Source organism: Sporobacter termitidis DSM 10068 (genome assembly GCF_900130065.1).
GTDB lineage: Bacteria > Bacillota > Clostridia > Oscillospirales > Oscillospiraceae > Sporobacter > Sporobacter termitidis.
The window spans coordinates 124,076-144,201 of record NZ_FQXV01000001.1; the positions used below are offsets into that span (position 1 = coordinate 124,076).

22 protein-coding genes are annotated in these 20,126 nt (G+C 57.5%); 1 reads left to right on the plus strand and 21 read right to left on the minus strand.

The window, feature by feature from the left end:
* Window positions 1-20: 20 nt before the first annotated feature.
* From BUB60_RS00565 to BUB60_RS00635, 15 genes are all read right to left on the minus strand, one after another.
* Window positions 21-1,253 (minus strand): BaiN/RdsA family NAD(P)/FAD-dependent oxidoreductase, encoded by a 1,233-nt coding sequence (locus BUB60_RS00565; protein WP_073075705.1) that lies wholly within the window; start codon window positions 1,251-1,253, stop codon window positions 21-23.
* Window positions 1,246-2,109, minus strand: coding sequence for a MurR/RpiR family transcriptional regulator (locus BUB60_RS00570; protein ID WP_073075706.1), 864 nt, complete (start codon window positions 2,107-2,109; stop codon window positions 1,246-1,248). The genes BUB60_RS00565 and BUB60_RS00570 overlap by 8 nt, the downstream gene beginning before the upstream one ends.
* A gap of 88 nt (window positions 2,110-2,197) precedes the next feature.
* Window positions 2,198-2,923 (minus strand): pseudouridine synthase, encoded by a 726-nt coding sequence (locus BUB60_RS00575; RefSeq protein ID WP_073075707.1) that lies wholly within the window; start codon window positions 2,921-2,923, stop codon window positions 2,198-2,200.
* A 49-nt stretch (window positions 2,924-2,972) separates the two neighbouring features.
* Complete coding sequence (locus BUB60_RS00580) at window positions 2,973-4,172, minus strand: D-alanyl-D-alanine carboxypeptidase family protein (protein ID WP_159435316.1); 1,200 nt, start codon at window positions 4,170-4,172, stop codon at window positions 2,973-2,975.
* A gap of 135 nt (window positions 4,173-4,307) precedes the next feature.
* Window positions 4,308-4,688, minus strand: coding sequence for a GerW family sporulation protein (ytfJ, locus tag BUB60_RS00585; RefSeq protein WP_073075708.1), 381 nt, complete (start codon window positions 4,686-4,688; stop codon window positions 4,308-4,310).
* A gap of 2 nt (window positions 4,689-4,690) precedes the next feature.
* A complete protein-coding gene (locus BUB60_RS00590; protein ID WP_073075709.1) occupies window positions 4,691-5,263 on the minus strand; it encodes a DUF2953 domain-containing protein in 573 nt (190 codons plus the stop codon).
* Entirely contained in the window at window positions 5,260-5,862 is a 603-nt protein-coding gene (gene scpB / locus BUB60_RS00595) for an SMC-Scp complex subunit ScpB (protein WP_073075710.1), read from the minus strand. Before scpB ends, BUB60_RS00590 begins: the two co-directional genes overlap by 4 nt.
* A gap of 70 nt (window positions 5,863-5,932) precedes the next feature.
* The gene (locus BUB60_RS00600; RefSeq protein ID WP_073075711.1) at window positions 5,933-6,733 is read right to left on the minus strand and encodes a segregation and condensation protein A; all 801 of its coding nucleotides are present in this window, start codon (window positions 6,731-6,733) and stop codon (window positions 5,933-5,935) included.
* 13 nt (window positions 6,734-6,746) lie between these two features.
* Window positions 6,747-7,412, minus strand: coding sequence for a site-2 protease family protein (locus tag BUB60_RS00605; protein ID WP_084726137.1), 666 nt, complete (start codon window positions 7,410-7,412; stop codon window positions 6,747-6,749).
* Window positions 7,413-7,443: 31 nt separating this feature from the next.
* The gene (yihA, locus tag BUB60_RS00610; protein WP_073075712.1) at window positions 7,444-8,031 is read right to left on the minus strand and encodes a ribosome biogenesis GTP-binding protein YihA/YsxC; all 588 of its coding nucleotides are present in this window, start codon (window positions 8,029-8,031) and stop codon (window positions 7,444-7,446) included.
* A gap of 4 nt (window positions 8,032-8,035) precedes the next feature.
* Complete coding sequence (gene lon / locus BUB60_RS00615) at window positions 8,036-10,465, minus strand: endopeptidase La (RefSeq protein WP_073075713.1); 2,430 nt, start codon at window positions 10,463-10,465, stop codon at window positions 8,036-8,038.
* Between the two features lie 108 nt (window positions 10,466-10,573).
* Complete coding sequence (clpX, locus tag BUB60_RS00620) at window positions 10,574-11,860, minus strand: ATP-dependent Clp protease ATP-binding subunit ClpX (RefSeq protein ID WP_073075714.1); 1,287 nt, start codon at window positions 11,858-11,860, stop codon at window positions 10,574-10,576.
* 11 nt (window positions 11,861-11,871) lie between these two features.
* Window positions 11,872-12,453: an ATP-dependent Clp endopeptidase proteolytic subunit ClpP gene (gene clpP / locus BUB60_RS00625; protein ID WP_073075715.1), complete on the minus strand. Its 582-nt coding sequence runs from the start codon at window positions 12,451-12,453 to the stop codon at window positions 11,872-11,874.
* A gap of 109 nt (window positions 12,454-12,562) precedes the next feature.
* A complete protein-coding gene (tig, locus tag BUB60_RS00630; RefSeq protein WP_073075716.1) occupies window positions 12,563-14,053 on the minus strand; it encodes a trigger factor in 1,491 nt (496 codons plus the stop codon).
* Window positions 14,054-14,144: 91 nt separating this feature from the next.
* Window positions 14,145-14,834: a metallophosphoesterase gene (locus tag BUB60_RS00635; RefSeq protein ID WP_073075717.1), complete on the minus strand. Its 690-nt coding sequence runs from the start codon at window positions 14,832-14,834 to the stop codon at window positions 14,145-14,147.
* 97 nt (window positions 14,835-14,931) lie between these two features.
* On the opposite strand from BUB60_RS00635, the gene BUB60_RS00640 reads away from it, so the two are divergent.
* Window positions 14,932-15,111: a DUF1540 domain-containing protein gene (locus BUB60_RS00640; RefSeq protein WP_073075718.1), complete on the plus strand. Its 180-nt coding sequence runs from the start codon at window positions 14,932-14,934 to the stop codon at window positions 15,109-15,111.
* 88 nt (window positions 15,112-15,199) lie between these two features.
* Here the strand turns inward: BUB60_RS00640 and thrC are convergent, their stop codons facing one another.
* From thrC to lepB (BUB60_RS00670), 6 genes are all read right to left on the minus strand, one after another.
* Entirely contained in the window at window positions 15,200-16,687 is a 1,488-nt protein-coding gene (gene thrC, locus BUB60_RS00645; protein WP_073075719.1) for a threonine synthase, read from the minus strand.
* Between the two features lie 23 nt (window positions 16,688-16,710).
* The gene (locus BUB60_RS00650) at window positions 16,711-17,070 is read right to left on the minus strand and encodes a YraN family protein (protein ID WP_073075720.1); all 360 of its coding nucleotides are present in this window, start codon (window positions 17,068-17,070) and stop codon (window positions 16,711-16,713) included.
* A 36-nt stretch (window positions 17,071-17,106) separates the two neighbouring features.
* Window positions 17,107-17,715 (minus strand): ribonuclease HII, encoded by a 609-nt coding sequence (locus BUB60_RS00655; protein ID WP_073075721.1) that lies wholly within the window; start codon window positions 17,713-17,715, stop codon window positions 17,107-17,109.
* A gap of 57 nt (window positions 17,716-17,772) precedes the next feature.
* On the minus strand, window positions 17,773-18,654 hold the full coding sequence (ylqF, locus tag BUB60_RS00660; RefSeq protein WP_073075722.1) for a ribosome biogenesis GTPase YlqF: 882 nt from the start codon (window positions 18,652-18,654) through the stop codon (window positions 17,773-17,775).
* A 2-nt stretch (window positions 18,655-18,656) separates the two neighbouring features.
* Window positions 18,657-19,367, minus strand: coding sequence for a signal peptidase I (gene lepB, locus BUB60_RS00665; RefSeq protein ID WP_242941103.1), 711 nt, complete (start codon window positions 19,365-19,367; stop codon window positions 18,657-18,659).
* A gap of 122 nt (window positions 19,368-19,489) precedes the next feature.
* On the minus strand, window positions 19,490-20,101 hold the full coding sequence (gene lepB / locus BUB60_RS00670; RefSeq protein ID WP_073075723.1) for a signal peptidase I: 612 nt from the start codon (window positions 20,099-20,101) through the stop codon (window positions 19,490-19,492).
* Window positions 20,102-20,126 lie beyond the last annotated feature (25 nt).

Below are 20,126 nucleotides of genomic sequence, written 5' to 3' on the forward strand. Positions count from 1 at the left end.
CGAAGAGGCGCCCTTGCCCTTCATTCGTTTTTCAATACATGCGTGGCGGCGGCGTATGCCGTGCTCCAGGCGATCTGCAGGTTAAAGCCGCCGGTGTACGCGTCGGCGTCAATGATCTCGCCGGCGAAGTGCAGGTTTTGAACAAGCTTTGACGCCATCGTCGTGGGATTGAGTTCCCTCGTATCCACGCCGCCCGACGTGATGATGGCCTCCTCGATGGGGCGCGGGCCGGTGACGGTAAGTCTGAAATCCTTAAAGAGGGCCAGCAGTCGCCGCCGCTGCTCCCGGGTGATCGAGTGCACCTTCGTCTCCGGCGGGATGCCGGACAGGTCGATAAGCACGGGGATCATCGTGCGGCTTGCCAGATCGGCGAGCGCGTTGGCAAAATCTTTGTTGGCGTACTTTTCAAAATCACGCAGAAGCCGCGCGTCAAGCTTATGCTCATCCAGGGCCGGCTTCAGATCAATGGACAGCGCATATTTTTTATTGGCAAAATCCCGCATATGGGCGCTGGCCGATAAAATAAGAGGCCCCGAGACGCCGAAATGCGTGAACAGCATTTCCCCGAAGTCCTCGTATACCGGCTTTTTTCCGCCGTCGCGCACGGTGAGTCGGATATTTTTCAGCGACAGGCCCTGCATCCTGGCGCAGACCTCGGGCGACGCTTCCAGCGGCACCAGCGACGGCTTCGGCGCCGCGATCCTGTGTCCGGCGGCCTCCGCCATTTTGTATCCGTCGCCGGTGGAGCCCGTCAGCGGGTACGACTTGCCGCCCGTGCACAGTATGACGGCCCGGCAGGCGATCTCCTCATCCGCCGTTTTGACGCCGGAAACGGTGCCGTCTTCAGTCAGGAGGGCCCTTGCCGTCCCTTTACGGAGCTCCGCGCCGGCCCCTTCCGCATACCGGCGCAAGGCGGAAACAACGTCCTGCGCGCTGTCAGAGGCCGGAAAAACCCTGTTACCGCGCTCTGTCTTCAGCGGCACGCCGAGCTTTTCAAAAAAGTCCATCGCAGCCCTGGGCGTAAAGCCGTTAAAAGCGCTGTAAAGAAACTTGCCGCCCGTGGGGATATTGTCGAGCGCTTCCCGCACGGGGCAGTCGTTTGTGACGTTGCAGCGACCCTTCCCCGTAATGCGGAGCTTCAGGCCGGGCCGGTCATTTTTTTCAAGGAGCAGGACACGGAGCCCCCGGGCTGCGGCAAGCCCCGACGCCAGCATGCCGGCCGCGCCGGCGCCGATGACGACGACATCATACATCCGTTTTCTCGTAGACCTCGTATTCGTCCCAGATGCGCTCGAGCTTTTCAAAATTGGAATACAGATCGCCCTGCGCCTTGGCGGAGGTCGCCACGATCAGCGCGTTGACGAGGCTTAAGGGCGCCACCAGCGTGTCGATAAAGGACACCATGTCGCTGCGGGCGAAGAGCGCGATATCGGCCAGCTTGGCGATCGGCGAGGCCGGGGTGTCCGTGATACCGATCACATCGGCCCCCATGTCCCGGGCATAGCGCATCGCCTTGATCGTCCGCCGGGAATATCGCGGGAAGGACAGCGCCAGGAACACGTCGCCCTCGGACACGCGCAGGATCTGCTCGAAAACCTCGCTGGCCGACGTGCCGTTGATGACGCGGACGTTGTCAAAGATCAGATTGAAGTAAAAGCCCATGAAATTGGCCAGCGCCGACGAGGAGCGCAGCCCGAAAATATAAATGTTTTTTGCCTTGACGATCCTGTCCACGGCGGACTCGAAATCCCGCCGGTTCATTTCCTCCATTGTCTGGCGGATCTGATCGATATCAGAGGATAATACGAGCGATACGATATCCTCGCTCTCCATGAGCTCCTTGGCGACCTGGATGCGCTGCACCGAGGTCAGGCAGTTGCGGATCATATCCTGCAGTGCCCGCCGCATCTCCGGGTAACCGTCGTAGCCCAGCTCCGCGGCAAAGCGGACGACCGTCGATTCGCTGACGTCCACAACCTGTCCGAGCCGGCTGGCCGTCATGAAGGCCGCCTTTTCGTAGTTCTCCAGTATATATTTGGCGATGCTGCGCTGCCCCTTGGAAAAACCGGGCGACGCCGCCTCAATGACGCTCAGAATATCCTTGTCCATACGTATGCCTCCGGTAATGTACGGTATTTGTAAGCTCTGTAACTATCATACCGATGAAATGCGGATAAATCAAGAAAATATTGCAATTTTATCCCTGTATTCCTGCATTTTTGTTTTTAAGCAGCGTGATTTCCGCCTCGGTCAGATACCGCCAGCAGCCGGACCTGAGCTCGCCCAGCTGAAGGCCGCCCTCGCCGACGCGCTTGAGCGATATCACCTCAAGACCGAGCTCGGCGCACATCCGCCGTATCTGCCTGTTTTTCCCCTCGTGGATGGTTATCGATAAAAGGGCGCCGTCCGGCGCCTCGCGAAGCAGGCGGACGCTGGCGGGCCGCAGCTGGACGCCGTCCAGCGTCATGGGCGCGGAGAGCCGTTCGGCGGCGTCCGCCGCGTCTCCCCTGACGCGCACGAGATACGTTTTCGATTTTTCGTGAGATGGGTGCGTCAGCAGATTCGTCAGCGCCCCGTCGTTTGTCATGATGAGAAGCCCCTCTGAGTTCAGGTCGAGCCGGCCCACAGGGTAAACACGCGCCTTGCAGCCCCGTACAAGCTCGGAGACGTTTTTCCGCCCCTGCTCGTCCTTCATCGTTGTTACATAGCCGCGTGGTTTGTTGAGCATTATGTAGACTTTATCGGGCGCGGTGCGCAGCGGCCGCCTGTCCACCTCGATGCGGTCGGTGCTCTCGTCGGCGCTCTGGCCCAGGACGGCCGTCACGCCGTTAACGCGGACCCGGCCGTCCCCGATCAGCTTTTCCGACTCACGGCGTGAAGCCACACCGTGAGCCGACAGTATTTTTTGAAGGCGTTCCTGCATAATTCAGATACTCCCGGGCGGGCGGAAAGGCGCCGCCGCATTTTGGCCGCTACGCGCTGCGGACGAAGGTCTGCTTGTCGCCGGAGGACAGCGACCACTTCAATTTTTCCCACAATGACAGCGGTACAGACGTATCAAGCTTTACCGCCCCGTCATAGATGAGCGGGATTTCCTGAACGGCCTGTCCGTTTTGCATGATCCTGACGACGCCGGCCCGGCTCCCGGCCTTAACGGGTGCGTAGACAAACCTGGGGAGCTCCCAGACGACGTCGACATTGTCTTTTTTCGGAAACACCGCCGCGTAATCCGTCTCCGGATGGACGGCGGCCGCGTCACTGACGCCGGAAACCACGTGCACGCTGCCGAAGCTTGCCTCGCTCCGGGCGATTCTGACGCATCTGTAGGCGCCGTAAGCCCAGTCATAGAGCGACGTGTGGTCGTTCCAGTCGTTGGGCGCGGAGAGCGTCACGCAGATGAGGCGCATGCCCTCCCGTTCGACGCAGGAGACGAGGCTTCGCCCCGCGCTCTCCGTGAAGCCCGTTTTGACGCCGATGGCGCCGGGGCACGTCCAGAGGAGCTTGTTGTGGTTCCTGAAATACCGCCCGGCGGCGTTCAGGCGTTTCGTGGACACGATCTCGCGGAAGGTCTCGTTGTTCATCGCCTCCCGCGCGATGAGGGCCAGGTCCCGTGCCGAGGAATAATGCTCCTTGGCGTCGAGCCCGTGAGGGTTGACGAAATGAGAGTTCTTGCAGCCAAGCGCCTGCGCCCGCGCGTTCATCAGCTCCGCAAACCGGCCGGTGTCGCCGGCGACATGCCTGGCCAGAGCCACCGCGGCGTCGTTTCCGGATTCCAGCAGAAGACCGTAGAGCAGCTCCTTGACCGTCAGCTCGTCCCCGGGCTTCAAATAGATCGACGAGCCCTCGACAGCCGGAAAATCGGCGCCGATTTTGACCTTTTCGTCCGCGCCGCCCTTATCGAGGACGACGAGGGCCGTCAAAATTTTCGTCGTGCTGGCGATCAGCATCCGCTTGTCCGGGTTTTTCTCGTAGAGCACCGCGCCGCTGGCGGACTCCATAAGGATCGCGGCATTGGCCGAAGGACCGGGCGCCGCCGACGCCTGAAGAAGCGCGGCATTGGCTGTCAAAAGCGATATCAAAAGCAAAAGGACGGTCAGTCTTTTGCGGTGTACGCGCAAAGCCGCGCCGCTCAAATCTTTATAACCGAAAAGAGAAACCGATCTCTTTGTCACAAATAAGCACCACCCCATTTTAAGTTAAGGCAGTGCTTATTATGAACATGTGCCTGTCATTTATCCGCCGGATTATCGCAATTCCGTCCGGGCAAACGGCGGTAAAAGGCCGAAAAGCTGTATTTTCAGGCCGAATTATTCCTTATTCATGAGCTCATTGACCTTGTCGATGACCTCCGGGACCATCTCGATGATCCTGTCGACCGTTGACGACGCCGGCGGCGCGATATTCAGGAGCTTGATATTTGTCCCCTTGACCACAAGGAAAGCGACGGGAACGATGTTGACGCCGGCGCCGCTGCCGCCGCCGAACGCGTTGTTCTGATTGGCCTGCTGATGCTTCGTCTGGAAATCCGATCCGCCGCTGGCAAATCCGAAGCTGACCTTCGACACGGGGATCAGCGTGATGCCGTCGGCGGTGATGATCGGCGAGCCGACAATCGTATTGACGTCGACCATCTCGCGGATCTTCTGCATCGTTGTCTCCATCAAATCGCCAATAGGATGTTTATCCATAATTAAACCGCCTTTCTGATTTTAGCTCTCATGTTTTCACTTTTGATTATATTTTTAAACAGTCCGAAGCCCACGTAAAACGCTTCCCAGACAGCGAGAGAAAGCTTTGCCCTGAGGTAGATGTACGGTTCCGTCTCTTCAAAATTCACCGAAGCGCGCAGGTCGCGCTTTTTGATTTTGAAGCTGTTCTCCAAAATTGGAAGAAGGAAACCGTAGCCAGCGGACGCCGCGCCGAAATACATCGCCGCCGCGGCAGGATCACTGCCGGCCGCCATATAATAAATCGTCAGCTCGTTGACGCGCAGCTTCCGTCTGAGGCGGGACAGCGCCTGTCTGATGGACGGCAGCTGGTTCTTCAGGCCGGTCAGCCGGCCCAATTTGACAGTTGCCTCCGCCGCTTTTTTATTCTGCTTCCGCTTGCCTTTATTTTTTTCTTTCCGCGGCGCCAGGCGGAAAGAAACAGGACCGACCGTCCCGTCGGCCGTAAAGCCGTCCTCGCCGTATTCGACAACGACGCCGACACGCAGGAGGCAAACGAGAAGCACTATTGCGAGCACTATTGCAAGAGCAATCATGGCTGCGCCTCCGAAACTCCTTTCGGTTCCGATGCTCCGAGGGCCTGAAAGCCCGAAATCATGAGGTTTTCCGGACTGACCGAGTTCTCCCCGTCCGGCAGCTCCGGCAGCTCGTCCAGCGAGGTGATGCCGAAGGTCCGGAGAAATGAGGGCGTTGTCCTGAAAAGAAGCGGCCGGCCGGGCACGGCAAGTCTGCCGCACGTTTCGATAAGACCGCGCTCCTGCAGGAGCCCGACGGTATAGGAGCTGTCGACCCCGCGCACCTGCTCGACGTACAGCTTCGTCACGGGTTGGAAATAGGCGATAATGCCGAGCACCTCCAGCGCCTGCTGCGACAGCTGCGGCTGCTTGCGCGTCTCCAGCGTCAGCCGGATATAGTCGGCGTATTCCGGGGCCGAGCAGAGCTGAATGGCCTTGTCCAGAAAGACAAGCCGTATGCCCCGCCGTTCAAAAACGTAACGGTCCCGCAGCTTCACCGCCGCATCCGACACGATGGTCTCGTCAATACCGAGGCAGGTGGCGATCCGGCCGATTCCCACAGGCTCGCCCGACGCAAATAGTATGCCCTCAATAATGCTTTCTATGTCACGAATTTCCATTTATTTCGTCCGTCCCGCCGCTGGGTGCGCGGCTGAAGTGATCGCTTTCGATGTTAAGCGCCTGAACTTTTTATTCCGCAAAGCTCCCGTCAAAATCGGCGGGGACCTCGGCGTTGACGGCGTCCGGCCCGGAACTCACGATCGTCAGCTCCTCGTCGCAGCCGACGAGGTAAATAGAGCCTGTCCGGCACAGCTCCAGCACCGCGATAAAAACGGCCACCATCTCGGACCGGCTTTTCGCGTCGCCGATCAAAAGACTGACGCGGGTGGCGCCGTGGGATTTGACGACGCCGAGTATCTCGGCGGCTTTTTCCGTCACGGAATACGTAATGCGCTTGGGATACAAAACGGCCTTTGGCGTGTTCCCGCCGCCGGGCTCTTCCCTGTCGATGAGCTGGAAGAAAGCTCTCGCGAGGTCGTTGATGCTGTGCATGTATTTGTACGTGTTGTCCGGCGGAAGATATTCCGGCTGCTTGACCATCAGGCCATAGCTGCTCCTGAACATGTCCAACAGCTGGCCGGTGACGGATTTGATCTGGATATAAGCGTCGCGCCGACGCAGGTCCTCCAGCGAGTTGATGAGCTCATTGAGCTCCTCGACGTCTTCTTCCCCGGAAAGCAGCATTTTCGTCTTGATATAGACAAGATGCGAGGCCATGGCCACAAATTCGCTGGCGACCTCCAGGTCCATTTCCGCCATGGTGTCCAGGTATGCCAGATATTGCTCAAGAATCAGGGAGATGCTGATGTCCTTGATTTCGATCTTGTTTTTGCTGAGCAGCTGTAGGATCAGAGCCAGCGGCCCCGTAAAATCCTCCATCTCGCCCTTTGACTTGACGACGCTTTTCAGCGTAAAAATCGGATTTTCCATCACCCGCACCCTATTAATAAAAGCCGACGAGATGCGCGGAAAATAGTGTAACGTGTTCAAAAAGCCAGTAGAACACGGCATTTGTGGCTTTTCCCAGCAGGTTGCTCGTGGCAGGAAGCATCACCAGCACGAGCAGGACAATAAAGCCGTACCGCTCGTAACGCATCAGCTTCATCCACAGCTCGTCCGAAGCTGCCGCAAACAGGATTTTCGAGCCGTCCAGCGGCGGCAGCGGAACGAGATTGAAGATGCCGAGGACGATGCTGAAGGATGCGACGCGAAACAGCAGCTCCAAAATTATGGAATCCGGCTTGAGAAACGGCAGGACGAAGCCCAGGATAAACATCATCAGCACAGCCAGCACAAAATTGGACGCCGGCCCGGCCAGCGCCGTGATCGCCATGCCCCGCTTCGGATTTTTGAAATTTCTCGGGTCCACCTGGACCGGCTTGGCCCAGCCGAATTTCAGCAGCACAAAGGCCAGCAGGCCGATAGGGTCGATATGCTTGAGCGGATTGAGCGTGAGCCTGCCCATTTCCTTCGCCGTTTTGTCGCCGAGCCGGTAGGCAATGTAGCCGTGCGACAGCTCGTGAAAAATGATGCAGGCAAGTGCGGCGACGAGCGAGATCGCCATGTCGATCAGCGTCGCCCAGTTCAGATTATTTAAGATATTCGCCAAAAATCGCCCGCCTCCTTATTTGACTATTATATCAGCAATTAGCAATATTTTCAATCTCTTTCAGCAGCGCCTCTCGGCCTGTCCCCTTTTCCGCGGAAAAAAGAATCACGGGCGTCTCCGCCCCGAGCTCAAGGCCTTCCCGGATTTTCTCGCCGCAGCCTTTCAGCCCCGTGGCGTTAAGCTTGTCGACCTTGTTCGCCACGATCAGCAGCGGGCGGCCTGTTCCCTTAAACCACCCCGCCATCAGTTTGTCGTCGGCCGTCGGGTCATGGCGCGCGTCGACGATGAGCACCCCGCAGTCGATCCTGCCGCTGTCCTGGAAATACGTTTCCATCAGCTTTGCCCAGCGCTGTTTTTCCGTAAGGGATACCTTGGCATAGCCGTACCCGGGCAGGTCGACGAAATAGGCGCGCTCGTCGATGAGGAAATAATTGACATGCGCCGTCTTCCCCGGCGTAGCACCTACGCGGGCGAAATTTCTGCGGTTCACAAGCCTGTTGATGACCGACGATTTGCCCACATTCGATTTTCCGGCAAACGCGACCTGCGGCAGGCCGTTGGATATAAAATCCTTCGGCGCTGCCGCTGATTTGATGAATTTTGCGTTCTGTACGTTCATGGCGCTACTGCCGGATAGACGGGCCGGCGTCGGCCCTGTCTCCGTCTCCGATGATGGGGAGCACCCCGTCGTCCGGCTTCACCGGCAGCTTTACCGACGTGAAGTCGAGGGCGACGTCGAGCACATTGTCCACGTGGGCCGCCGTGACGAAGTTCAGAGCGCGCCGCACCGTCTGGTCGATGTCCTCCAGGTCCGGCTCGTTCTCGGCCGGGATGATCACGGTCTTGACGCCGGTGCGGAGCGCGGCCATCGTCTTTTCCTTCAGGCCGCCGATGGCGAGAATCCTGCCGCGCAGCGTGATCTCTCCCGTCATCGCCAGGTCGCGGCGTACCGGGGCGCCGGTCAGCGCGGAGATGACGGCGATGGCGATGGTAATGCCGGCGGACGGCCCGTCCTTCGGGACGGCGCCCTCCGGGAAATGGATATGGATGTCGCGGTTTTTATAGAAATCGGGATCGATGCCCAGCTTGACGGCGCGGCTCCTGATGTAGGACACGGCCGCGTGGGCCGACTCTTTCATCACGTCGCCCAGATTGCCGGTGAGCTCGAGCTTGCCCGACCCGTCGAGGACATTGACTTCCACATCCAGCGTCTCGCCGCCCATGGAGGTCCACGCGAGTCCCTTGACAAGGCCGATTTCATCCTTGCCCGCGATGGTTTCGGGCTTATATTTACGCACGCCGAGGAATTCCTCCAGCATGCCCGTCTTGATGATGACGCTCTTTATATCGCCGGCCACGATCTTGGACGCCGTTTTTCTGCAGGCTGCGGCGACCTCGCGCTCCAGAAGGCGCACGCCGGACTCTCTCGTATAGCCGGCGATGATCTCCAGAACAGCGTCGTCGGTGATTTTAAACTGGCGGAGATTGAGTCCGTGCTTTTTGCGCTGCTTCGGGATCAGGTGGCTTTTCGCGATCTCCAGCTTTTCCATATCGGTGTAGCTGGACAGCTCGATGACCTCCATACGGTCCAGAAGTGGCCGCGGGATCGTGGAGGTCGTGTTCGCCGTGGTGATGAACATTACGTCCGACAGGTCGAAAGGCAGCTCAAGATAGTGGTCGCGGAAGGTGGCGTTCTGCTCCGGGTCCAGCGCCTCCAGAAGCGCCGACGACGGGTCTCCCCTGTAGTCGCTGCCCAGCTTGTCGATTTCGTCCAGCAGCAGGAGCGGATTTCTGGTGCCGGCCTGGCTGATGGCCGATATGATCCGGCCCGGCATGGCGCCGACGTAGGTCTTCCGGTGGCCGCGGATTTCGGCCTCGTCGTGGATGCCGCCCAGCGCCAGCCGGGCGAGCTTTCTGTTCAGCGCTTTGGCAATGCTGATGGCCACCGACGTCTTTCCGACACCCGGCGGGCCCACCAGGCACAAAATCGTGCCGTTGTGCTGATGGGTCAGCTGCTTGACGGACAGAAAATCGATGATCCTGTCCTTGACCTTCATAAGGCCGAAGTGGTCCTCATCGAGAATCCTGCGGGCCGCCTTTACGTCCAGACGCTCCTTGGAGAGCGTCTTCCACGGCAGCTCGATGCAGATGTCGAGATAATTGCGTATAACAGCGGACTCACTGGAACCGAACTGCTGCCTTTCCAGCCGGTCGACCTCCCGGAGAAGCTTTTTCTCGATCTCCCCGTCCAGCTTCAGCGCCAGAATTTTGCTTCTGTAGTCGTCCGTCTCCGAGCCCACGTCGGAAGACTCCCCCAGCTCGGACTGGATAACCCGCAGCTGCTCCCGGAGCACGTGATCGCGCTGCTGCCGCTCAAGCCTGCCGCGCAGGCGCTCGTCGATCTGCTGCTCGATCTCGACGACCTCGATTTCACGAAGCAGCATATCGCAGATGAGCTCCAGCCGCTTGGTCGGCGACACCGTCTCCAGAATGAGCTGTTTCTTTTCCGGCTTCATGTACATGTTCTGCGCGATATAATCGGCGATGTAACCGGGCTCCGTCGACGAATAGATGGCGATGACGGCCTCTTTCGTCACGTTGCCGGTAAGCGATGAGTAGGAATCAAAGAGGCTCACGCTTTTGCGGATGAGCGCCTCTGTCCGGGGCGTAATTTTTTCCGGGACTTCTTCCAGGATCGGTTCGACCTCTGCGAAAAAGAATTTTCTGTCGCTCAAAACCTTTTTCAGCGCCGCCCGCTGATGGCCCTCGACGAGCACCTTGATGCCCCCGCCCGGAATCCGCAGAAGCTGCTTGACATAGCAGATGGTGCCGACCTTGTAAAGGTCCGCCTCCGCCGGCGATTCCTTTGAGATGTCCTTCTGCGCCAGAAGGAAGATTCTCCTCTCGCCCTCGGCGGCGACGTTGAGCGCCGCCACGGACATGGCCCGTTCGACGTCAAAATTTAAAAGCATGTTTGGAAAAACCGACAGCCCGCGCAGGGCGAGCATCGGCAGATTTTCTGTGGTGACGATTTCGTTATCGTTGTCGCTCATGGTATAAGCCTCCTTTTCCGCAGGACAGGCCGCGTTGCTGCGTAAATTTAAATACTGTCAATAGCGATGATTTTAGAGCCGCACTGATGTGCGGCTCTGATAGTGTCGTTAAGATGCGGTGTTGACGTCCGGATCGATCTGGGGCTTGGGCCGGTGGACGATCCGGGGCGGTTCTAGACCCAGCACGCTTTCGCTCGTGATGACGACGCGCTCGATCTTGCCGTCCGAGGGCACCTCGTACATGATGTTCATCATAATGCCCTCCATCACACTGCGCAGGCCGCGCGCGCCGATTTCCATTTCCAGCGCCTTGTCGGCGATGGCGCCCAGCGCGTCGTCATTGAATTCAAGCGTGACGTTGTCGTAGCTTAAAAGAACGGTATACTGCTTGGTCAGAGAGTTCTTGGGCTCCTTGAGTATCCGGATCAGATCCGCCCGGTCCAGGGACTGCAGCGTCGTAATAATGGGCAGCCGGCCCACAAGCTCGGGAATGAGGCCGAATTTCAGCAGGTCGTGAGACTGAACGTTTTTGAGTATCTCGCCCACGTTCTTCTCTTTTTTGCTTTTGATCTCCGCGCCGAAGCCGATGGTCTTCTTATCCATCCTGTTTTCGATGATGCGCTCGATACCGTCGAACGCGCCGCCGCAGATGAACAGGATATTTGTCGTGTCAATGCTGATGAACTCCTGGTGGGGATGCTTCCGGCCGCCCTGGGGCGGGACGTTGGCAACCGTGCCCTCCAGAATCTTTAAAAGTGCCTGCTGCACGCCCTCCCCGGAGACATCGCGCGTGATGGAGGTGTTTTCGCTCTTGCGCGCGATCTTGTCGATTTCGTCGATATAGATGATACCGCGCTGGGCGCGCTCCACATCGAAATCCGCCGCCTGCAGGAGCCGCAGCAGGATATTCTCAACGTCGTCGCCCACATAGCCGGCTTCCGTCAGCGTCGTGGCGTCCGCAATGGCGAACGGGACCTGCAAAAACTTGGCCAGCGTCTGCGCGAGAAAGGTCTTGCCGACGCCCGTGGGGCCGATCATCAGAATGTTCGACTTCTGCAGCTCGGTTTCGCTGTTGCCGCCGTAATAGATCCGTTTGTAGTGGTTATAGACGGCGACGGACAGTGATATTTTTGCCAATTCCTGACCGATGACGTAATCGTCCAGCACAGCACGGATTTCCTGCGGGCGCGGCAGGCGCTCCACGGTGTCTCCGGATTCGCCCGAACGGACGATTTTCATCGGGACGAACTCGTCTCCGAGGATGCTCGTGCAGAGCGCGATACATTCGTTACAGATATAGGACGCGCCCTGACCGGCGATGATGCGGTTCACCTGATCCTGCCGCTTGCCGCAAAAGCTGCAGCGAACGATCTTGTTATCGTCATATTTTGCCATGGGTTTAACTCCTAACGCTTAAAAATCACGTTGTCGATGAGGCCGAATTCCTTTGCTTCGTCGGCTGTCATGAACTTGTCGCGCTCCGTGGCGTCGCGGATGACGTCGATCGGTTTGCCGGTATTGTCGGCGAGAATCTTATTGAGTCTTTCCTTTGTGCGCAGAATGTTTTCGGCATGGATCTGGATATCGGTCGCCTGGCCTCTGAAGCCGCCGGACGGCTGATGAATCATAATTTCGGAATTGGGAAGTGCGATGCGCTTGCCCTTCGCCCCCGCCGCCAGCAGGAACGCGCCCATGCTTGCGGCCAGACCGATACAGATCGTCGAAACATCCGCCTTGATATACTGCATGGTGTCGTAGATGGCCAGACCCGACGAGACGGAGCCGCCGGGGCTGTTGATATAAAACTGGATGTCTTTGTCCGGGTCCTGCGCTTCGAGATACAAAAGCTGCGCCACGACAAGACTTGCCGTCGTGTCATTGACCTCCTCGCCGAGAAAGACGATTCTGTCGTTGAGCAGTCTCGAAAATATATCGTAAGAACGCTCACCGCGTGATGTTTGTTCGACAACATATGGTACTAAGCTCATGATGTTCAACTCCTTTTGTTTACATAATATAATCGTATCATAACAATATCTTGTAGTGATGTCAATGATAATATCCAACTCTTGGGCTGCGCAAACATAGTTTTACAATTTATTCATCTTTCTTTTCGGCGGCCGGAGCCTTCTTGGCTGCGGTCTTTTTTGCCGTTTTCTTCTCCGCCGGCGCCTCTTCCGCCGGGGCCGCGCCGGCTTCCGCCTCAGCCGCGGCCGGTTTCTCCTCTGTCTTGGCTTTTTTTGTTGTTTTCTTCTCCTTGGCAGGCTCCTTCGCCGGGGCTGCTTCTTCGGGTGCCGGTTCGGCCGGCGCTTCCTCGGCGACGGCGCTGTCGACAACGAGCTTTGACGCCGCGCGTAAACGCAGCTCGTGGACGACGGACTCCCTGGCGATGGACTCCTTTGCAACGGTCAGCTCGACGCCGTATCTCGAGGACGCTTCCTCGTAATATTTCTCGATCTCGTCGTCCGAAGGCTCGATTTTCTCGACCTCGGCGATCTTCTCCAGCGCCAGGGTGATCTTAATCTGCTTTTCGGCGTTGGGGCGCATGCTCTGGCGGAAGCCCTCCTCGTTGGTGCCCATCATGTTGAGATACATGCCGATTTCCATGCCGTATTGGGACAGCTGCCGTTTAAAGCCGTCCACCTGGTTGTCGACGAACTCCTCAATCATGGACTCGGGCAGCTCGGTCGTGATAGTATCGGCAAGCTTGGTCAGCACGGCGTCCTCAAAGCCTTTTTCGGCTTCTTCCTTCTTTTCCGCCGTCAGCTTTTCTCTGATGCTGTTTTTGTATTCCTCCAGCGTATCGAATTCTGAGACGTCCTTGGCAAACTCGTCGTCCAGCTCCGGCAGAATCTTCTCTTTGAGCTCGTTAAGCTTTACCTTAAAGACAGCGGCCTTGCCGGCAAGCTCCTTGGCTTGGTATTCCTGCGGGAACTCCAGGTCCAGATCGCGCTCCTCGCCTACCGTCATGCCCTGCATTTTCTCTTCAAAGCCGGGGATAAAGCTGTTGGAGCCCAGAACAAGCTCGTAATTTTCGCCCTTGCCGCCCTCGAACGGCTTACCGTCCACAAAGCCCTCGAAGTCGATGATCGTCGTATCGCCGTTAATGGCGGGGCGCGACGCCGCCTGAATACGGGCGTTGCGGAGCTGTACGGAGGCGATTTCGCTGTCGACGGCGCTGTCCTCAACCACAGCCGAGGGCTTGACGGCGGAAATGCCCTTGTAATTTTCGACGGTGACCTCGGGATACAGCTCGACGGTGTATATCACCGTGGCGGACTTGTCGTCGCCGAAGCTGACGTCCTGGATTTTCGGATAACCCACCGTCTTCAGCTCTGACTCGGTAATGCCGAAGCCGCATACTGACGGCAGGATGATATCTAAAGCATCGTTATAGAAAACGGAAGTGCCGTACATTCTTTCAATAATTTTGCGCGGGGCTTTGCCCTTCCTGAAACCGGGAACGGAGATCTGATTTTTACTCTTTCTGTAAGATTCCTCAAGCGCTTTGTCAAATTCCTCGGTGGTGACGGCGACGGTCAGTTCCGCTGTTTTGTTGTCTTTTTTTTCGCAGCTTGTTACGTTCAAAATGATTTCCTCCTACGAATACGTTGCATAATAGGCATACTTTAGGTATTTTATCAGGTTGATTAACAATTTGCAATGATTTCATTTGCTTTTAACAAACTTTTGCCGGGATAAAGTTCACGAAATCCGCCGAAATCATATGATAGTCGATACCGTCAAAAAAACCGGTCACGGCGTGCCTGTGGCCCGCGCCGTGGATATGCCCGTACCAGCAGCTTTTGACGCCATGTCTTTTCATCAGGTCAATGATCTCCCGGCATATATAATTTTTATAGACGGGCGGGTAATGGAGGAAACAAATCTTCTCCTCCGGGCCGGCGGCGGAGGACAGCGAGGTTTCGAGACGGCCAACCTCCCGCGCCATGATCTTTTTGTCATGGGGCGCGCCGGATTCCTCCTCGAAAAACCAGCCTCTTGTCCCGCAGACCGCGGCGCCGTCAACGATAAAGCTGTTGTTGTTCAGTATATCAATCGACGTGATGCCGTGTTTGTTGAAAAAAGTCTTTGCCTTTGTCACCGTCGTCCACCAGTAATCGTGGTTGCCTTTTAGTATGATCTTTTTCCCCGGCAGCGAATCAATGTATTTGAAATCCTCCAGACTTTCCTCCAGCGTCATGCCCCACGTCACATCGCCGCAGATAACGCAGGTGTCGGCCGCGCCGAGAACGGAAAAGCCTTCCTTTATTTTATGCACGTAATTTTCCCAGTTGCCGCCGAACACGTCCATCGGTTTATCGGCGCTCAGCGACAGGTGCAGATCGCCAATAGCGTACAGTGCCATTTTCAACAAATCCTTCAATAATAAATGACCGTGGGCCGGAAGATACTATAATTGCGCACTGCCGACCGGCTTAAATTTTCTAAAAAGGAGAATTCACATGACCGACAGTAAGAAAAGCGACGTCCTTTACGGCGTGGGCTGCGAGGTTGTGAACTGCAAATTTCACGGCCACGACAACAGGTGCTTTGCGGACAGCATCAGTGTAGAAGCGCCCAGCGCGGTGAAAAAGACAGAGACTTTCTGCGGCACGTTCGCGCCGCGTCCCACGGCTTTTTAACGATATATTATAAAGGGAATGACTTGAATCGGGGATGGCGGCGCGCCATCCCCGACGAATTTGTCGGTGCCCGCGGCGGCGCGCAGCCTCAGGCCAGAAACTGCTCGACAACGTCAGGCATTTTATCTTTGGAAAAGCTTTCGCTGAACCGCACGGCCTTTCCTCGGAGCGTCCTGAGCGGCTCCGGCGCCCGGACGCCTGTAAACGTGGCGAGCCGGTCGATAAGGTCCAGGCCGCTGAGCGTCGTGTTCTCGCCAAGGGCCTCGAGGACGCTGTCGCAGAATTTAAAGGGGCTGGCCGTGGAGACCACCACCGTTTTGGTCATGTCCCCCGTTTTGCTTCTGTAGCTTTGCAGGACATTATAGGCCACCGCCGTATGCGTGTCGATCAGATAATGCTCCTTTTTATACATCTCGCGGATTGTGGCCTTCGTCTCCGCGTCGGAACATCTTCCGCAGCTGAAATGGCTTTTGACGCCGTTCATGATCTCCCCGGAAACAGTATACCGGCCCTCGTCGGGCAGCGCTTTCATGTAAGAGGCAACGCGCGCGTCGTCGCCGCCGGACAGGTCAAAGAGCAGCCGCTCCAGATTGCTGGAGACGAGGATGTCCATAGACGGCGAGATCGTGGTCATAAAGGCCCTGTTCCTGTTATAGACGCCCGTTTCAATAAATTCCGTCAGCACATCGTTGCAGTTGGACGCGCAGATGAGCCTGCCGATCGGCAGCCCGATTTTTTTTGCATAATAGCCGGCCAGGATATTTCCGAAATTTCCGGTGGGCACGCAGAAATTGATGTTATCCCCCATGGCGATGTCCCCGGATTTGACCATATCGCAGTAGGCGGACACGTAGTACGCCATCTGCGGCAGGAGGCGCCCCCAGTTGATGGAGTTTGCCGAGGAGAGAAAATAACCGCGGGCGTTCAGGCGCTCGCGCATTTTTTCGTCGGAGAAAATCTTTTTGACGCCGGTCTGCGCATCGTCAAAATTGCCGGTGACGGCAGCCACCCCCACGTTGCCGCCCTGCTGCGTCGTCATCTGCAGCTTCTGCACATCGGAGACGCCGTCCTCGGGATAGAACACCATGATCTTCGTGCGCGGCACGTCGCAGAAGCCCTCCAGCGCCGCTTTTCCGGTATCGCCCGAGGTGGCCACCAGAACGCAGGCGTCCTTCGTCTCCCCCGTCTTATCCAGCGAGGCGGACAAAAGGTGCGGCAGCATCTGGAGCGCAACGTCCTTGAACGCGCAAGTCGGCCCGTGCCAGAGCTCCAGGAAAGACGTATGCTCGGCCGTCTTGACAACGGGCGCCACGTCGCGATGGTCGAAATTCGGATAGCCGTACGCCTTGGCGGCATAGTCCCGCAATTCGTTTTCAGTGAAGTCGTCGAGGAACAGCTTCATGATGGTCACGGCGCGCTCGACGTAGGGCAATACGGTCATACGCTCCAGCATTCCCGTCGGAAAAAAGGGGAACGATTCCGGCACGAACAGGCCGCCGTCCCTGGACAGCCCCTGCGCGATGGCCTGGGCGGACGTCATTTTAATGGATTTGTCTCTGGTACTCCGATACTGCATTGGCAAAAGTCCTTTCGCGGTTTTTAAAAGGCGTTCTCGATATGATTGATCGTCGGCAGCCTTGTTTCCGTGCCGTAGGGGGCGTAAATCTCTATAACGTCAAAGCGCGGCTGAAGCGCCGTCTCGTGCTCGCAAAGCCACAGCGCCGCCGTCTTTCTCAGGCGCTCCTGCTTGCTTCTGTCGACAAATTCCCGCGCCTGGGCAAATTTATCGCTTTTCCGGAGCTTGACCTCGGCAAAAACAATGAACTCCCTGTTTTTCACGATGAGGTCTATTTCGCCGTACCGTGTTCTGTAGCCCATGCCGACGGCCTCGTATTTTTTCCGCCGGAGATAATCGAGCGCAAGCGCCTCGCCCCAGCGCCCCTGTATTTTCGTATTCACGGCGGTCCTCCGTTTTAATACATTCTCGCCGGCGCGTCAATGCATTTTCTTGAGAAAGGTCTGCCTGTGGACGGACGACGGGCCGTATTTCCGGAGCATTTCGTAATGGAGCACCGTCCCGTAGCCCTTGTGCTGCTCGAACATATACTCCGGATACTCCGCGGAAAGGCGCCGCATGTATCTGTCCCTTGTGACCTTGGCCAGAATGGAGGCCGCGGCGATGGAAGCCGACTTGCCGTCGCCGCCGACGATCGTCCGGCAGAGATATTGTATGCCCTTGGCCTGGTTTCCGTCAACCAGCACAAGCTCCGCCTGGGGCGAGAGCTTTTCCACGGCCCTGTTCATGGCCAAGAACGTGGCGTTTAATACGTTTACCGCGTCCACCTCCGCCGCGCTGGCCGACGCAACGGCGTATGTAACAGCCTTTTCAGTGATGACGTCGAAAAGAGCTTCGCGCCTTAAAGGTGTCAGAAGCTTTGAATCGTTGAGCCCGTCGATCTCCAGCCCGAAGGGAAGAACGACCGCCGCCGCGAAAACCGGTCCGGCCAGACAGCCCCGCCCGGCCTCGTCCACACCGCACACAACGCGCCAGCCGTCCGCGGCGAACACTCTCTCAAATGCCCACCAGTCCATTTCTTGTGTCATGTGCCTCGCCCCTTACATTCAAACCGCATGCAATCGCAAGTTGTTTCGTAGGAGCGGCTATTCGCCGCCCGCCGTCTCTGTCCCCGGCCTTTCCAGCGTGATCCGCCCCAGCTTTCCGCCCCGGAACTCGTCCAGCAGCACGGCGGCCATGCGCTCCGTGTCCGGTACGCCGCCCGGCAGTAAAAACCCGCGTTTTTTAGCGGCGGCGCCCAAAAGGTCGTAACCGCTCTTTTCAGCCGGAAGCTCAATTTTATACCGCTCGGCCAGCTTTTGGGGAGATGTCTCCCGGAGTATTGCCATCAGGTTGGCGGCGAGGCCTTCCCTGTCTAAAATATCGTCCTTCACGGCACCCGTAAACGCCAGATTTTCCCCAACGGTCTGACTTTCAAACTTCGGCCACAGAATGCCCGGCGTATCCAGAAGCTCCAGCCCCGCGCCGATGGTGATCCACTGGCGGCCCCGGGTGACGCCCGGCCTGTCGGAGGCCTCCGCCGCCCGGCGCCCGGCGATCCTGTTGATAAAAGACGACTTGCCGACGTTCGGTATTCCGACGACCATCAGGCGCAGGACACGGCCGGCCTGTCCCTTGGCCTCGTAGGCTTTGATTTTTTCTTTCAGCAGCGTCCTGACCGCCGAAACGAATTCGGAGGTGCCCTTGCCGCTTTTGGCGTCCGTCTCCAGAACGGCGAGCCCCCGGGCCCTGTAGTAAGCCGACCAGCGTTTCGTCGCTTCCGGGTCGGCCTGGTCCGTCCTGTTCATGATGACGAGGCGGGGCTTGTCCCCTGTCAGCTCGTCCAGGTCCGGGTTCCTGCTGGATATCGGTATCCGCGCGTCGATGATCTCGCAGACGGCGTCGACGAGCTTCACCTGCTCGGCGATCATACGCCGGGCCTTTGTCATGTGGCCCGGAAACCATTGAATGTTGATTTCTTCCCGCATGGCTACGACGCTTTCGTCCTGTAGACTGAGCCGATTCTGTCCCAGGAGCGGGTGCCGTCCTGGTTGACGCCGGGAATCAGCACGAACAAAACCTTGCCGAGAATCTGCCGGGTGTCCACCAGCGAGACCATTTTGCTGCGGCTGTCCGTGGAGGCGTTGCGGTTATCGCCCATGACGAAGATGCAGCCGTCCGGCACGGTGAGCGGCCCCTGAAAATCCTCGGGATCGTGGGTCAGGGCGTTGATATAGTCTTCCTTTATGACCTTGCCGTCGATGCTGACGGCCCCTGTCTGAAAGTCGATATTGATGGTCTGGCCGGCGGTGGCGATAACGCGCTTGACGATCGGCGTGCCGCCGAAGGCTTCCGTCTTGATAACGACGATGTCGCCGTACCGGGGCTTGTAAAAAATATCCGACATGACGACCTTGTCCTTGTCCTGCAGCGTCTGGAGCATGGATTCGCCGTCCACGCCGATGACCCTGCCGATGAAGACGAATATCAGTATGCCGCATAAAATGGCGGAGACAATGCACTGGAGCCAATCGTACAGCTCCATCCTGGCCGAGCTGTTGTCCTTCTTCTCCGAGGGCGCTGCCGGCTGCTTGCCGTCGGCCTCCGAGTCGTCTTCCCCGGGCCCGGACCTCAGATCGATGCCGTACTTCATCTCGTACAGGTCATAGTCAAGGTCTTTTTCCAAGTCTTTATCGTCCATTCGCTAAACCCCTTTTTCGCTCTGCCCATAGGCCTTTATATGATTATACACAAATTGGGCTCAAAAAAAAGAGACGCGCGCCCCTTTTTTATAATATTTGTCATTCTTCGCTCCGGGGATATCTATTTGTAAACGGAGCCTATCCGGTCCCAATGGCGCGTACCGTCAGTATTTATTCCCGGGATCAGGACAAAAAGAACTTTGCCGAGGATCTGGCGCGTGTCCACAAGGCCCACCGCGCCGCTGCGGCTGTCGAGAGAGTCGTTCCTGTTGTCGCCCATGACGAAAACGTATCCGTCCGGAATGGTGACAGGGCCGCTGAAATCCTCCCGGAGCGTCGTGGGGGTATTTGTGTAGTCCTCCTGCAGGGCCTTGCCGTCCACGTAGACGACGCCCTGGGTAAAATCGATATCGATAGTCTGTCCGCCGGTGGCGATGACGCGCTTGACAATGGGCGTGTCGCCGTAGGCCTCCGTTTTGACGAAGACGATATCGCCGTATTTGGGCGTAAAGAACAGGTTCGAGAGGATAACCCTGTCGCCGTCCTGGAGCGTCTGCATCATGGACGGCCCCTTGATGCCGTCGATGCGGCCGATAAAAACAAAAATCAAAATGCCGCACAGCACCGCCGTGACGATGCACTGGACCCAGTCGTACAGCTCCATGCGCGATGCAACAGCGTCGCCGCCGCCGGTTGGTTTTCCGGTGTCTTTGTTCAGTTCTCCGTCGTCCATGGCTTTCACCTCGCCCGTCTGATTT

Coding starts and splice junctions, on each gene's coding strand:
- BUB60_RS00590 (WP_073075709.1), bottom strand. CDS start 5,263: ATGATTGCTCTTGCAATAGTGCTCGCAATAGTGCTTCTCGTTTGCCTC.
- BUB60_RS00640 (WP_073075718.1), top strand. CDS start 14,932: ATGACCGACAGTAAGAAAAGCGACGTCCTTTACGGCGTGGGCTGCGAG.
- ytfJ (WP_073075708.1), bottom strand. CDS start 4,688: ATGGATAAACATCCTATTGGCGATTTGATGGAGACAACGATGCAGAAG.
- ylqF (WP_073075722.1), bottom strand. CDS start 18,654: ATGCGGGAAGAAATCAACATTCAATGGTTTCCGGGCCACATGACAAAG.
- BUB60_RS00570 (WP_073075706.1), bottom strand. CDS start 2,109: ATGGACAAGGATATTCTGAGCGTCATTGAGGCGGCGTCGCCCGGTTTT.
- BUB60_RS00655 (WP_073075721.1), bottom strand. CDS start 17,715: ATGACACAAGAAATGGACTGGTGGGCATTTGAGAGAGTGTTCGCCGCG.
- BUB60_RS00575 (WP_073075707.1), bottom strand. CDS start 2,923: ATGCAGGAACGCCTTCAAAAAATACTGTCGGCTCACGGTGTGGCTTCA.
- clpP (WP_073075715.1), bottom strand. CDS start 12,453: ATGAGCTTAGTACCATATGTTGTCGAACAAACATCACGCGGTGAGCGT.
- lepB (WP_073075723.1), bottom strand. CDS start 20,101: ATGGACGACGGAGAACTGAACAAAGACACCGGAAAACCAACCGGCGGC.
- lepB (WP_242941103.1), bottom strand. CDS start 19,367: ATGGACGATAAAGACTTGGAAAAAGACCTTGACTATGACCTGTACGAG.
- scpB (WP_073075710.1), bottom strand. CDS start 5,862: ATGGAAATTCGTGACATAGAAAGCATTATTGAGGGCATACTATTTGCG.
- BUB60_RS00635 (WP_073075717.1), bottom strand. CDS start 14,834: ATGGCACTGTACGCTATTGGCGATCTGCACCTGTCGCTGAGCGCCGAT.
- lon (WP_073075713.1), bottom strand. CDS start 10,465: ATGAGCGACAACGATAACGAAATCGTCACCACAGAAAATCTGCCGATG.
- clpX (WP_073075714.1), bottom strand. CDS start 11,860: ATGGCAAAATATGACGATAACAAGATCGTTCGCTGCAGCTTTTGCGGC.
- thrC (WP_073075719.1), bottom strand. CDS start 16,687: ATGCAGTATCGGAGTACCAGAGACAAATCCATTAAAATGACGTCCGCC.
- yihA (WP_073075712.1), bottom strand. CDS start 8,031: ATGAACGTACAGAACGCAAAATTCATCAAATCAGCGGCAGCGCCGAAG.
- BUB60_RS00565 (WP_073075705.1), bottom strand. CDS start 1,253: ATGTATGATGTCGTCGTCATCGGCGCCGGCGCGGCCGGCATGCTGGCG.
- BUB60_RS00600 (WP_073075711.1), bottom strand. CDS start 6,733: ATGGAAAATCCGATTTTTACGCTGAAAAGCGTCGTCAAGTCAAAGGGC.